The following is a 12616-nucleotide window of genomic DNA, read 5'->3' as shown; positions in this document are numbered from 1 at the left end:
CCCTCGCGGCCCGCTCGGCCTCGCAAAGCCCTAGCTGTCCGCGAAGTCCCGGGCCCGCTGCAGCGCTCCGGCCAGCTCCGCCAGCTGCTCGGCCACCCGGACCGGTGCGGTGCCGCCGCGCCCGGCGCGGGCGGAGACGGAACCGGCCACAGTGAGAACCTCGCGCACCTGCGGGGTGAGCCCACCGCCTATCTGGGCCAGCTCGGCGTCGGTGAGATCGATCAGCTCCTTGCCCTGCTCCTCGCACAGGCGCACGCACGCACCGGAGACCTCGTGGGCCACGCGGAAGGGCACCCCGCGCTTGACCAGCCACTCGGCGATGTCCGTGGCCAGGGAGAAGCCCTGCGGGGCCAGCTGCGCCATCCGCTCATAGTTGAGGCGCATGGTGGCCACCATCCCGCTCACCGCCGGCAGCAGCAGCTCCAGGTTGTCTATGGCATCGAAGACCGGCTCCTTGTCCTCCTGCAGGTCGCGGTTGTAGGCCAGCGGCAGCCCCTTCAGGGTGGCCAGCAGGCCGGCCAGGTCACCGATCAGGCGTCCGGCCTTGCCGCGCGCCAGCTCCGCCACGTCCGGGTTCTTCTTCTGCGGCATGATCGAAGACCCGGTGGAGAAGGCGTCGTCCAGCTGAACGTAACCGAACTCGCGCGTGTTCCACACGATGATCTCCTCGCTGAGCCGCGAGAGGTTCACCGCGATCATCGCGGCGATGAAGGAGAACTCGGCCACCACGTCGCGCGAGGCAGTGCCGTCAATCGAGTTAGGCACGCTGTCGGCAAAGCCGAGCTCGGCGGCCACCGCCTGCGGGTCAAGCCCCAGCGTGTTGCCAGCCAGGGCGCCGCTGCCGTACGGCGAGATCGCGGCCCGCTTGTCGAAGTCGGCCAGCCGTGCCACGTCGCGCAGTAGCGGCCAGGCGTGGGCGGCCAGCTGGTGGGCCACCAGTACCGGCTGCGCGTGCTGCAAGTGGGTGCGGCCTGGCATCACGGCCTCCCCGGCGGCACGCGCCTGCTCAAGGAGGGCGGCGGCAACGTCGGCCACCCCCGCCGCAATGAAGCGGGCGCGCTCCCGCAAGTACATGCGGATCAGGGTGGCGATCTGGTCGTTGCGGGACCGGCCGGCCCGCAGCTTGCCGCCCAGCTCGGGGCCCACCCGCTCGATCAAGACGCGCTCTAGCGCAGAGTGCACGTCCTCGTCTTCTGGTGCGGCCACCAAGGTGCCCGCCTCAACGTCCACGATCATCTGACGCAGCGCGTCCACCATCGCGGCGTGCTCACGCGCGTCCAGCAGCCCAACGCTCGCCAGCACGCCGGCGTGCGCAATCGAGCCCCGCAGGTCGTAAACCGCCAGGCGCCAATCAAAGTGCGTGGAAACGCTCAGCGCGGCCAGCGCGTCACTGGGCCCGCCGGCAAACCGCCCTCCCCACAGCGCCATCAGAGGTTGCCCACCCCGAAGTCGATGCCGTCGCCCTCGCGCTCGGCGCGGAAGGCCGCCAGCTTGGTGGTCATGCCGTAGATCTCGATGAAGCCACGCGAGGAGGACTGGTCAAAGGTGTCGCCGGTCTCGTAGGTGGCCAGGTTGAAGTCGTACAGCGACTGGGCGGAGCGGCGGCCCGTGACCACGGCGCGCCCGCCGTGCAGCGTCATGCGGATCTCGCCGGTTACGTAGCGCTGCGTGTCGGCGATGAACTGGTCCAGGGAGTGCTTCAGCGGGCTGAACCACTGCCCGTCGTAGACCAGCTCTGCCCAGCGGGCGTCCACGATCTTCTTGAAGCGGGCCTGCTCGCGCTCGATCGTGCAGTTCTCCAGCTCCTCGTGGGCGGTGATCAGCGCGATCGCGCCCGGCGCCTCGTAGATCTCGCGGGACTTGATGCCCACCAGGCGGTCCTCCACCAGGTCCAGGCGGCCCACGCCCTGCGCGCCGGCGCGGCGGTTGAGCTCCTCGATCGCCTGCAGCGGCGTGACGGGACGGCTGTCGATGGAGACGGGCACGCCCCGCTCGAAACCGATCACCACCTCGTCCGGCAGCGGCGGGTAGGACGGGTCGTCCGTGTAGGAGTAGACGTCCTTGGTGGGCGCGTTCCAGATGTCCTCCAGGAAGCCGGTCTCGATGGCGCGGCCCCACACGTTCTGGTCGATGGAGAACGGGTTGGACTTGGTGGTCTCGATCGGCAGGGAGTGCTTCTCCGCGTAGTCGATCGCCACGTCGCGGGTCAGCGCCAGGTCACGCACCGGCGCGATGCACTTCAGGTCCGGGGCCATGGAGGTGATGGAGACCTCGAACCGTACCTGGTCGTTTCCCTTACCGGTGCAACCGTGGGCAACCGTGGTGGCCCCGAACTGGCGGGCTGCGCGCACCAAGTGCTTAGAGATGACGGGGCGGGACAGGGCTGATACCAGCGGGTAACGCTTCTGGTAGAGCGCGTTAGCGGCCAACGCCGGCATGCAGTATTCCTCAGCGAACTCGTCGCGAGCGTCCGCCACGTAGGCCTCCACCGCGCCGCAGTCCAGCGCGCGCTGGCGGATCACCTCTAGGTCCTCGCCTCCCTGGCCCACGTCCACGGCCACGGCGATGACCTCTGCTCCTGTCTGCTCGCCGATCCACCCGATGGCGACGGAGGTGTCCAGGCCGCCGGAGTAGGCCAGCACCACGCGGTTCTTGTTCTGACTCATTTGCTGTTCTTCCTTGCTTTGTTTTGCGCTGCGCGCGGGGAGGGCGGTGTGGATGTCACCGCGACGAGTTGGGGTGTTGCGAGGTGAGCGCCGGCCGACTAGGCCTCACCCGCCCCGCCCTGCGCTGCCGCAGAGCCCAGTACCTGGGTGGAGAGGTTGGATTCGGCGCGTCCGGCCAGGCGCAGCAGATACTCGCACAGGTCCTTGGCTTCCTGCTCGCCCGTGCAGATGACGAGCACGGTGTCGTCTCCCGCCACGCAGCCCAGCACCTCGGGGATGACGCCACGGTCCAGGGCGGAGGCCAGCAGCTGGGCGGCGCCGGCCGGGGTGTGCAGCACCACCTGGTTGAGCGCCACCTGCGCCTCCGCCAGGAGGTCGGAGCACCAGCGGGCCAGCCGCGCGTCGGCGCTCTCTCCGATGGCGGGCAGCGCCCGACCGGGCTGCCCGGTGACGCCCTCCGAGGGCAGGCGGTAGGCGGAGGTGCCGTCCGCTGTGCGCACCTTCATGGCGCCCAGGTCCACCAGGTCACGCGAGAGCGTGGCCTGCGTGGCGTTGATGCCCTGGGCGGCCAGCAGCTCCCGCAGCTGTTCCTGCGAGGAGATATCCGCCGTCTCAATCAGGCGGGTGATGGCGGCGTGGCGGCCGGTTCGCGATCGTGCCGTGGTGTTCATCTTTTCTCCTCGGTGGACGACGTTCCTCCCGCCGCCCCCACCTCGTTGCCTGCGGCGGGGAGCGCGGAGTTCTTCGCTTGGGTGGTCAGTATGTGGCCGAGCGCGCGGGTGAAGGAATCGGCCTCCGCGTCGCTCAGGGTGTAGGGGGGTGCCAGGCGCAGGGCCGTGGGTGTGACGGCGTTGACGATGAAGCCGGCCTCCATGAGCGCTGCCGCCACGTCCGCCGAGCTTGGGCCGTCCGCGCCCTGCTCCAGTTCGACCGCGATCAGCAGGCCGTAGGCGCGCACCTGCGCCACCCCGCTCAGGGCGGCCAGGTCCCGGCTCCAGCGCCGCGAGAGCTCGCCGATGCGCGCCGCCAGCCCCTCGCGTTGCACGGTGCCGAGCACGGCCAGGGCCGCGGCTGCGGCCAGGGGGTTGCCGCCGAAGGTGGAGCCGTGGCTGCCCGGGCCCAGCAGGGAACAGACCGGCTCCCCCACCGCGATGGTGGCGCCGATCGGCACTCCCCCGCCCAGCGACTTGGCTAGGGTGATCACGTCCGGGGTGATGCCGGCGGCGTGGTGGGCCAGGAAGGCGCCGGTGCGGTAGGAGCCGGTCTGCACCTCGTCCACTACCAGCAGGGCGCCGTGCTCGCTGCACAGGCGGCGGGCCGCGCGCAGGTAGTCGTGGCTCAGGGCCACCACCCCGCGTTCGCCCTGGATGGGCTCGGCGAAGACGGCCGCCACGTCCCTGCGCCCCAGCTCCCGCGCCAGCTCCTCCGCGTCGTCCGGGGCAACAAAGGTTACCTCGCGGGCGAAGGGCGCGAACGGGGCGCGGTAGGCCTCCTTGTGGGTGAGGCTGAGCGCGCCGGTGGAGCGGCCGTGGAAGGCGCCCTGCAGCGCCACCAGGCGCGGGCGGGCCTGGCCGCCGTGGCGCAGCGCCAGCTTCAGGGCCGCCTCGTTGGCCTCCGTGCCGGAGTTGGACAGGAAGACCCGGCTGGTGGCGCACAGCTCGGGCGGCAGGCTCAGCCGCAGCAGCTCCTCCGCCAGCTCCACCTGCGCGGGGGTGGCAAAGAAGTTGGAGGTGTGGATCATGCTGGCCGCCTGCGCGCTGATCGCCTCCACCAGGGCCGGGTGGCCGTGGCCCAGGCAGGAAACCGCGATGCCGCCCAGCAGGTCCAGGTAGCGCTTGCCTGCGGCGTCGAACAGGTAGCTGCCCTCGCCGCCCACCAGGGCGGCCTTGACCTGCCCGAAGGTGTTGAGCAGTGCGTCCGCGTGGCGCCGCGCCACGTCCCGCGCCCCGGGCGCAGCGGCGGGCTGGCAGGGGGCGGCGGGCGGAGCGTCGTCCAGCAAATCCTTGCCCACTAGCGCACCAACTTCGGGGTAACGAGGGTGCCGATGCCGGTGTCGGTGAAGATCTCCAGCAGCAGGCAGTGGGGCACGCGGCCGTCCACCACGTGCGCCTGCGGCACCCCGCCGCGAACCGCCCGCAGGCAGGCCTCCATCTTGGGCACCATGCCGGACTCCAAGGTCGGCAGCAGCGCCTCCAGGGCCACGTCGTTGATCGTGGAGACCAGCGAGGACTTGTCCGGCCACGCCGAGTACAGGCCCTCCACGTCGGTGAGCATCAGCAGCTTGCGTGCCTTCAGCGCCACCGCCAGGGAGGCGGCGGCGGTGTCAGCGTTCACGTTCAGCACCGTGGTCGGGTCCGTGGACAGCGGGGCGATCGAGGAGATCACCGGGATGCGGCCCGCCTCCAGCAGCTCCAGCACGGCGGCCGGGTTGACCTCCACCACGTCGCCCACCAGGCCGACGTCCACGCTCTCGCCGTCCACCTCTGCCATCCGCTGGCGGGCCCGCAGCAGGCCGCCGTCCTCGCCGCTGATGCCCACCGCCACCGGCAGGTGCTCGTTGAGCAAAGAGACCAGGCGGCGCTGCACCTGGCCGGTCAGCACCATGCGCACCACGTCCATCACCTCGGGCGTGGTCACGCGCAGGCCGCCCCGGAACTCAGCCTCCAGGCCCAGCCGCTGCAGCATCGCGTTGATCTGCGGACCGCCGCCGTGCACCACCACCGGGCGCAGGCCCATTTGGCGCAGGAAGACCACGTCGCGGGCGAAGGCCCGCTCCAGGTCCTCGTCCACCATGGCGTTGCCGCCGAACTTGATCACCACCACCGCGCCGGTGAAGCGCTCCAGCCAGGGCATGGCCTCCAGCAGGACGCTCGCCTTCTGGGCGGGGGTTAGGGAGAGATTGTCCAGGTTGTTCATGTCGTGTAGGCGCTGTTGATGTGGACGTAGGCGTGGGTTAGGTCGTTGGTCCACACGGTCGCCTCCTCCTTCCCGGCGTGCAGGTCGATGACGATTTCGCATTGGCGCGGGGACATGTCCACCTCGCTGGGGTCGCAGGCGGGCAGCCCGCCCTCGCAAACGGTCTTGCCGTTGATGATCACCTCGAGGTCGGCCGGGTCGAAGGGGGCCACCTGCGCCGGCACGGTGCCCACCTGCGCCACAATGCGGCCCCAGTTCGGGTCGTTGCCGAAGATGGCGGTCTTGACCAGGTTCGAGCGGGTCACCGCGCGGCCCACCGCCTCGGCCGCCGCCACGCTGCTGGCGCCGCGCACGGTCACGGCCACGTCGTGGTTGGCGCCCTCCGCGTCGGCCAGCAGGCCCAGCGCCAGGCGCCGGCAGGCCTCGGTGAGGACCTCGGTGAGCTCCTCGCGGGAGGCGGTAAGCCCGCAGGCGCCGGAGGCCAGGGCGAAGACGGTGTCGTTAGTGGACATGCAGCCGTCGGAGTCCAGGCGGTTGAACGTGCGCGCTACGGCGCTCTTCAGCGCCGCGTCCAGGTCCGCCGGCTCGCAGGCCGCGTCCGTGGTGATGACGCACAGCATGGTGGCCAGGGCCGGGGCCAGCATGCCGGCCCCCTTGGCCATGCCCCCCACCCTCCAGCCGGCGGGCGCGGTCAGCTCCACCTGCTTGTCCACGGTGTCCGTGGTCAGGATCGCCTGGGCGGCGGCCGGACCGCCCTGCTCCGAGAGCTGGGCTACCGCCACCTCGACGCCCGCGAGCAGCTTGGGCATGTCCACCAGGTGGCCGATCACGCCGGTCTGGCCCACCAGCACCTCGCCGGCGGGCAGGCCCAGGGCGCGGGCCGTGGTGGCGGCGAAGTCGGCGGCGTCCCTGGCGCCCTGCGGGCCGGTGCAGGCGTTGGCGTTGCCGGAGTTGATGACCACCGCGCGGGCGGCGCCGTCGGCCACGTTGGCGCGGGTGAGGTCAACTGCGGCGGCGTGCACCCGGTTGGCGGTGGTCACTGCGGCGGCGGCGGCCAGCGGACCGGTGTTTACCACCAGGGCCAGGTCGGGCTTGCCGGAGGCACGCAGGCCGGCGGTGACGCCGGCGGCCTGGAAGCCGGCGGGGAATGTCACGCTCACGGGGCTACTCCAATCAGGGGGACGCCAGTGCTCTCGCTCTGGCCGGTGGTCAGGTTCATGCACTGGATGGCCGCGCTGGCCGTGCCCTTGCCCAGGTTGTCGATGGCGCAGATCGCCACCGCGCGCCCGGCGCGCTCGTCCAGGCCCACGCCGATCACGGCGCGGCCCGTGCCCACCACCGGCGCCGTGGAGGGCCACTGGCCCGGGGGCAGCACGGTGATGAGCTCCTCGCTGGCGTAGGCGGCGCTGGCCGCAGCGTGCAGTTGTTCGGCGGAGGCAGTGGTGGGGGCCGTGCAGGTGGCCAGGATGCCGCGACTGACCGGAGCCAGCACGGGCGTGAAGCTGATGCGGGGGCGCTTGGCCCCGGCCACCGCCAGGTTCTGCTCGATCTCCGGCACGTGCCGGTGCGCGCCGCCCACCGCGTAGGGGGCCAGCTGGCCCAGGGCTTCTGCGGCCGTGAGGTGGGGTTTGAGCGCCTTGCCGGCGCCGGAGTAGCCCACGGCCAGCACTGCGGTGAGGGCGGCGGGGTCGATCAGGTCCAGCAGCGGCTGGAAGGCCAGGGTGATCGCGGTGACGTTGCAGCCGGGCACCGCCACGCGCTTGGTGGCGCGCAGGGCGGCGCGCTGCTCCTTGGCGGTGGCCTCTCCGGCGTGCAGCAGCTCCGGCATCCCGTAGGTCCAGGCGCCCGGGTACGTCCCGCCGTACCACTGCTCCCACGCGGCGGCGCTGGTCAGGCGGTGGTCTGCGCCGCAGTCGATGGCCACGCCGTCAAAGCCGGCGGCCTCGAGCTGGGCGGTGAGCTCGCCGGAGGCGCCGTGGGGCAGGGCGAAGAAGACGACGTCGTGCCCCAGCAGGTTCTCCACGGTGGAGGGGGACACCACCAGGTGGGCCAGCGAGTGCAGGTGCGGGTGGTGCTCACCCAGAGTGCTGCCGGCGGAGGCGCCGGCGGTCACGGTTCGCACCCGCACCCCGGGGTGGGCCGTGAGCAGACGCAACACCTCGCCACCGGCGTACCCGGTGGCCCCTACAACGGCGACCTCAAGCATGCAAATAAGCATACTGATATACGCATAGCCATTCAGTAATATTGGCGCGCGGCTTCGCGTGAGTCTGCTCACCCGCCCCGCACTGGCGGAACGCCCCGCCGCAGGGAACCCCGGGCGCAACCGGCACGGGCCCTGCGCGGGTAGAGACCCTTGGCCCCGACCGGGGCCCGGCGGGCCGGGCTAGCTCTGCTGGCCGGGCTCGATCAGGTGCTCGCGCAGTTCCGCGTCGATCTTGTGCGCCCACTGGCGCACCAGCTCCCAGTCGCGGTAGTCGCCCTCGATGGCGCCACCCAGGCGAGCAATGGAGCGCTCGCGCAGGGACAGGAGGCTGGAGTCGATCCGGCCGGAGAAGGTGATGTTGTCGATGGGCTCCAGGGAAAGCAGCACGGGCCCGACGCGGGAGGGGTCGGCCGCCTGCCCGTTGACCATGCCGCTCATGCCCACGGAGAACGTGAAGACCGGCAGGCGGCGCAGGTCTGCGGAGAAACGCTTGACGAAGTCGCGGGCCGTGTCCATCCAGTGGGTCATGTAGACCGCAGAGCCCAGCACGATGGCGTCAAAACCGTTCAGGCTGTCCACCAGCTCCGGCTGCGTGCGGACGATCTCGTGACCGCACTCCCCCAGCACTCGGGCGATCTCATCCCCAACGCCGCTGGTGGAACCGTGCTTGGACGCAACTGCAATCAGAATCCGCATGGTTCAAGTATGCAATAGGCCCGCTGCCGAAAGGCGGCTAAGGGTCCCGCCGCCGGATCTGTGTGACCAAGTCCGTCTCCTGCCGGGGCGGGCGCGGCCCCGCAGACACGGCGGTGGCCGGGGCGCTCACGCACCCCGGCCACCCTCTGCACACCAGCCCCGCTCCCAAGAAGGAAGGGCAAGGCTCGCACCTGCCCTAGCGCAGGCGGGCACCTAGCCGCTGCTCTGCCGCAGCGATAATGCCCGCGCGGGCCTCGGCCAGTTCCTCGTTAGTGAGCGTCTTGTTGTCCGCGCGCAGGCGCACCGCCACCGCCACCGACTTGTTGCCATCACCCACGGAAGCGCCGGTGTAGACGTCGAACAGCCGCACGTCCTCGGCCAGCTCGCCGGCCGCGGCGCGCACGCACTCCAGTACGCGCGCCACCGGCATGTCTGCCGGCACCACGAAGGCGAAGTCCTCCTTGGCCACCGGGAAGGTGGAGACCGGCACGGTCTTGACCACCTCGCGCGGGCGCTTGTCCAGCAGCAGGCTCAGGTCCAGCTCCAGGGCGCAGGCACGCTCGGGCAGCCCAAAGCCCTCCACCACGCGCGGGTGCAGCTCACCGGCGTGCCCCACCACGGCGCCGTCCACGGACAGCTCGGCGCAGCGCCCGGGGTGCCAGGGAGCCATCTCCACGCCGCGCACCTCCAGCTGGGCGCCGGCCACGCGGGCCACCTCGCGGGCAGTCTGCACCGCGTCCGCCCAGTCGTAGGCGCGCGCCGCGCTCAACGGGCCGGCCTGCACGGCCAGACCGGTGAACACCGCCGCCAGCTTCAGCGGCTGACGCGGGGTGGCCGCCAGCAGGCCCGCCAGGGTCTGCTCGTCCGGCCGCGCCCCACCGGCCACGGGCGCGTTGCCCTTCGCGGTGGCCGCCACCGGCACCAGGCCCAGCTCGAACAGGGCCAGGTCCTGCATTCCGCGCGCCACGTTGCGGCGCACCGCGCCCAGCAGCGTCTCCAGCAGGCTAGAGCGCAGGAACGGAGCGTCGTCCGCCAACGGGTTGGCCAGGCGCAGGCGCAGGCGACGCTCGTCGCCCTCACCCAGTCCCAGCGCAGCGTCGTCCCCCGCCACAAACGGGTCCGTCATCACCTCGGTCAGGCCGGCACCCGCCAGCAGCAAACCGATCTCGCGGCGGATGCGCTGCTCCACGCTCAACCCGGCCCCCGCCGGGGCGGCGGGCACCACGGAGGCGATCGCGTCGTAGCCCTCCAGGCGGGCCACCTCCTCCACGAAGTGCGCCGGGCCGCTCAGGTCGCTGCGCCAGGACGGCGGGGTCACGCTACGCACCCCGCCCTGACCGGTCACGGTGGCACCGATCTCCTCCAGCAGCTCCACGATCCGCTCCTCGCCCAGCTGCAGGCCCGTCAGGCGCTCCACCTCGGCCAGCGGGAAGTCGACCGCGCTCGGCAGGCTCGGCTCGCCCACCTGCAGGTAGGCGCCCTCCGCGGTGCCGCCGCCGTACTCCACCAGCAGGTCAACCACGGCCTGGCTGGCCACCGCCGGCAGCAGCGGGTCCACGCCACGCTCGAAACGCTTGGCCGCCTCTGAGGGCAACTTGTGGCGGCGCGCCGTGCGCGCCACGCTCACCGGGTCGAAGTGCGCGGCCTCCACCAGCACGTCCGTGGTGGTGGCGCTCACCTCGGAGGCCGCCCCGCCCATGACACCGGCCAGGCCCTGAATGCGGCTGCCCAGCGCGCCGTCCGGGCTGTCGGTGATCAGCAGGTCCTGCGCGTCCAGCGTGCGCTCCACCCCGTCTAGCGTCGTGAACCTCTCCCCCGCCTCGGCGCGGCGCACCACCAGCGGGGCGGCCAGCTTGCCCAGGTCGTAGGCGTGCAGCGGCTGGCCCAGGTCCAGCATGACGTAGTTCGTCACGTCCACGGCCAGGGAGATCGGGCGCATGCCCGCCAGGCGCAGGCGGTCGGCCATCCACGCCGGGGTGGGCGCGCTCGGGTCGATCCCGCGCACGATCCGGGTGGTGAACACGTCGCAGCCCGGCTTGCCGTGGATCGGCGCCTCATCCGCCAGCTGCACGCCGAACAGGCCGTCCACCGCCTCGGCACCGGCCGCAGCGGCGCCGGCGGCAACGTCGTCCCCGCCCACCAGCACGCGCTGCGCGCGCACCGGTGCCAGGCCGGGGTCGGTGAAGGCCGCGCCGGTGGAGTGGGCGTACTCGCGGGCCAGGCCGCGCATCGAGAAGCAGTAGCCGCGGTCGGGCGTGACGTTGACCTCCAGCACCTCCTCGCCCAGGCCCAGCAGGGAAATGGCGTCCTGGCCGGGGGTGAACTCGCGACCCGGGAACATATCGGTGAGCACGATGATGCCGTCGTGCTCGTCGCTCAATCCCAGCTCGCGACCGGAGCAGATCATGCCGTCGGAGGTGTGGCCGTAGGTCTTGCGCGCCGCGATCGGGAACGGGCCGGGCAAAACGGTGCCGGGCAGGGAGACCACCACGAAGTCGCCCTCCACGAAGTTGTGCGCACCACACACGATCCCGCGGCTGGGCACCTCGCTGGGCTCCTTGCCGGTGCCCGGGGCGTCGTTGTGCTCGCCCACGTCCACGCGGCAGTAGTTGACGGTCTTGCCGTTCTTGTGGGTCTCCTTCACGAGCGTGAGCACGCGGCCCACCACCAGCGGCCCCGTCACTGCGGGAGGAACGATCGCCTCCTCCTCGATGCCCACCTTCACCAGGGCGGCCGCGAGCGCCTGCGCGTCCGGGGCGGCGGAGAGGTCAACGTGCTGGCCAAGCCAAGACAGGGGAATCAGCGGCATTTACTTGCCCCTTCCAGTGGGTCCGAACTGCTGGGAGAAGCGCTGGTCTCCCTCAACGATGTCGTGCATATCAGCGATGCCGTGGCGCAGCATGAGCGTGCGCTCCAGGCCCATGCCGAATGCGAAGCCGGTGTACTTGTTCGGGTCGATGCCGCAGGAGGCCAACACGTTCGGGTTGACCATGCCGCAGCCGCCCCACTCGATCCAGCCAGGGCCGCCCTTCTTCTGCGGGAACCAGAAGTCCATCTCCGCGCTGGGCTCGGTGAACGGGAAGAAGGAGGGGCGCAGGCGGATCTTGGAGTCCGGGCCGAACATGGAGCGGGCGAAGTGCTCCAGGGTGCCCTTCAGGTGGGCCATGGTCAGCCCCTCAGCCACGGCCAGTCCCTCCACTTGATGGAAGACCGGGGTGTGGGTGGCGTCCAGCGCGTCCGTGCGAAACACCTTGCCCGGGCAGGCGATGAACAGCGGCGGCTGCGCGTCCAGCAGCACGCGCGCCTGCACCGGGGAGGTGTGAGTGCGCAAAACCAGGCCCTCGGCGCCGCTTGCCGCACCCGTCCGCGCGTCCCCGGGGGCGGAGTCCACCTCCCCGGGGGCGGAGTCCACCTCCCCGGGGGCGTCGCTCCCCTGCCCGGCGGCGTCCCCCTGCCCGGGGGCGGAGTCCTGCGCGCTCGCCTGCGCGCCGGCCGGGTCCAGGTAGAAGGTGTCCTGCATCTGGCGGGCCGGGTGATCGGGGCCAAAGTTGAGGGCATCGAAGTTGAACCACTCGTGCTCGATCTCCGGCCCCTCCGCGATGCGCCAGCCCATCGAGACGAACAGGTCAGAGATCTCGTCGATCAGCACGGACAGCGGGTGGCGGGCGCCGGCGGCGGTGCGCCGCGTGGGGACGGTGACGTCCAGGCGCTCGGCGGCGATGGCGGCCTCCTTCTCCGTCACCTCCAGCTCCGCGGTGCGCTCCTCCACGGCCTTCGTGACGCGGGAGCGGGCCATGCCCAGCAGCTTGCCTGCCGCGCCACGCTGGGCGGGCTCCAGGTTGCGGATCTCGCGGTTTGCCAACGTGAGCGGGGCGTTGTCGCCCAGGGCGGCCAGGCGGGCCGTCTTCAGCTCGGCCAGGGTCGCTGCAGCCCCGACCTGCGCCAGGGCGGCTTCCACGGCCGCTGCCACGCCGGCTTCGTCGAGCGGCGAGAGAACTTCCTGTGTCATGCGCTTCCTCCTAAAAGTCCGCCCCTAACCCTACCGCCCGGGCCGGTGCGGGCGTTGCAGCCGCCCGGGACGCCGCCGGGCGCGAATAGCACCGGTTTTGGGCGCGCGTGGTCGGCAACGCCC

The 12616-nt window shown here is 71.6% G+C and carries 10 protein-coding genes; all 10 read right to left on the bottom strand.

What is annotated here, in order from left to right; genetic code table 11:
• Positions 1-30 precede the first annotated feature (30 nt).
• The 10 genes from argH to pheS all read right to left on the bottom strand — a co-directional run bounded on the left by argH (position 31) and on the right by pheS (position 12493).
• Positions 31-1428 carry an argininosuccinate lyase gene (gene argH, locus ABYF38_RS08905; RefSeq protein ID WP_371152030.1) on the bottom strand — a complete coding sequence of 466 codons (1398 nt, stop codon included), beginning with the start codon at positions 1426-1428 and terminating at the stop codon, positions 31-33.
• A complete protein-coding gene (locus tag ABYF38_RS08900; RefSeq protein WP_371152029.1) occupies positions 1428-2666 on the bottom strand; it encodes an argininosuccinate synthase in 1239 nt (412 codons plus the stop codon). The genes argH and ABYF38_RS08900 overlap by 1 nt, the downstream gene beginning before the upstream one ends.
• Before the next feature lie 98 nt (positions 2667-2764).
• On the bottom strand, positions 2765-3337 hold the full coding sequence (locus ABYF38_RS08895; RefSeq protein WP_371152028.1) for an arginine repressor: 573 nt from the start codon (positions 3335-3337) through the stop codon (positions 2765-2767).
• A complete protein-coding gene (locus ABYF38_RS08890) occupies positions 3334-4677 on the bottom strand; it encodes an acetylornithine transaminase (protein ID WP_371152027.1) in 1344 nt (447 codons plus the stop codon). The genes ABYF38_RS08895 and ABYF38_RS08890 overlap by 4 nt, the downstream gene beginning before the upstream one ends.
• Positions 4677-5582, bottom strand: a complete 906-nt coding sequence (gene argB / locus ABYF38_RS08885; protein WP_371152026.1) for an acetylglutamate kinase — start codon at positions 5580-5582, stop codon at positions 4677-4679. The genes ABYF38_RS08890 and argB overlap by 1 nt, the downstream gene beginning before the upstream one ends.
• Positions 5579-6742, bottom strand: a complete 1164-nt coding sequence (gene argJ, locus ABYF38_RS08880; protein WP_371152025.1) for a bifunctional glutamate N-acetyltransferase/amino-acid acetyltransferase ArgJ — start codon at positions 6740-6742, stop codon at positions 5579-5581. Before argJ ends, argB begins: the two co-directional genes overlap by 4 nt.
• On the bottom strand, positions 6739-7788 hold the full coding sequence (gene argC, locus ABYF38_RS08875) for an N-acetyl-gamma-glutamyl-phosphate reductase (RefSeq protein ID WP_371152024.1): 1050 nt from the start codon (positions 7786-7788) through the stop codon (positions 6739-6741). Before argC ends, argJ begins: the two co-directional genes overlap by 4 nt.
• A 180-nt stretch (positions 7789-7968) precedes the next feature.
• Positions 7969-8484: a flavodoxin domain-containing protein gene (locus tag ABYF38_RS08870; protein WP_371152023.1), complete on the bottom strand. Its 516-nt coding sequence runs from the start codon at positions 8482-8484 to the stop codon at positions 7969-7971.
• Between the two features lie 196 nt (positions 8485-8680).
• The gene (locus tag ABYF38_RS08865) at positions 8681-11293 is read right to left on the bottom strand and encodes a phenylalanine--tRNA ligase subunit beta (protein WP_371152022.1); all 2613 of its coding nucleotides are present in this window, start codon (positions 11291-11293) and stop codon (positions 8681-8683) included.
• Positions 11294-12493, bottom strand: coding sequence for a phenylalanine--tRNA ligase subunit alpha (pheS, locus tag ABYF38_RS08860; RefSeq protein WP_371152021.1), 1200 nt, complete (start codon positions 12491-12493; stop codon positions 11294-11296).
• Positions 12494-12616: the final 123 nt, after the last annotated feature.

This window comes from Buchananella sp. 14KM1171 (assembly GCF_041380365.1).
In the GTDB taxonomy this organism is placed as follows: domain Bacteria; phylum Actinomycetota; class Actinomycetes; order Actinomycetales; family Actinomycetaceae; genus Buchananella; species Buchananella felis.
The sequence above is the reverse complement of the archived record's forward strand: the minus strand, read 5'-3'. Positions and strand labels throughout refer to the sequence as shown.

Bases quoted from the DNA above. Each gene is read 5' to 3' on its own strand.
- argH (WP_371152030.1), bottom strand. From the start codon at position 1,428: ATGGCGCTGTGGGGAGGGCGGTTTGCCGGCGGGCCCAGTGACGCGCTG.
- ABYF38_RS08900 (WP_371152029.1), bottom strand. From the start codon at position 2,666: ATGAGTCAGAACAAGAACCGCGTGGTGCTGGCCTACTCCGGCGGCCTG.
- ABYF38_RS08895 (WP_371152028.1), bottom strand. From the start codon at position 3,337: ATGAACACCACGGCACGATCGCGAACCGGCCGCCACGCCGCCATCACC.
- argB (WP_371152026.1), bottom strand. From the start codon at position 5,582: ATGAACAACCTGGACAATCTCTCCCTAACCCCCGCCCAGAAGGCGAGC.
- argC (WP_371152024.1), bottom strand. From the start codon at position 7,788: ATGCTTGAGGTCGCCGTTGTAGGGGCCACCGGGTACGCCGGTGGCGAG.
- ABYF38_RS08870 (WP_371152023.1), bottom strand. From the start codon at position 8,484: ATGCGGATTCTGATTGCAGTTGCGTCCAAGCACGGTTCCACCAGCGGC.
- ABYF38_RS08865 (WP_371152022.1), bottom strand. From the start codon at position 11,293: ATGCCGCTGATTCCCCTGTCTTGGCTTGGCCAGCACGTTGACCTCTCC.
- pheS (WP_371152021.1), bottom strand. From the start codon at position 12,493: ATGACACAGGAAGTTCTCTCGCCGCTCGACGAAGCCGGCGTGGCAGCG.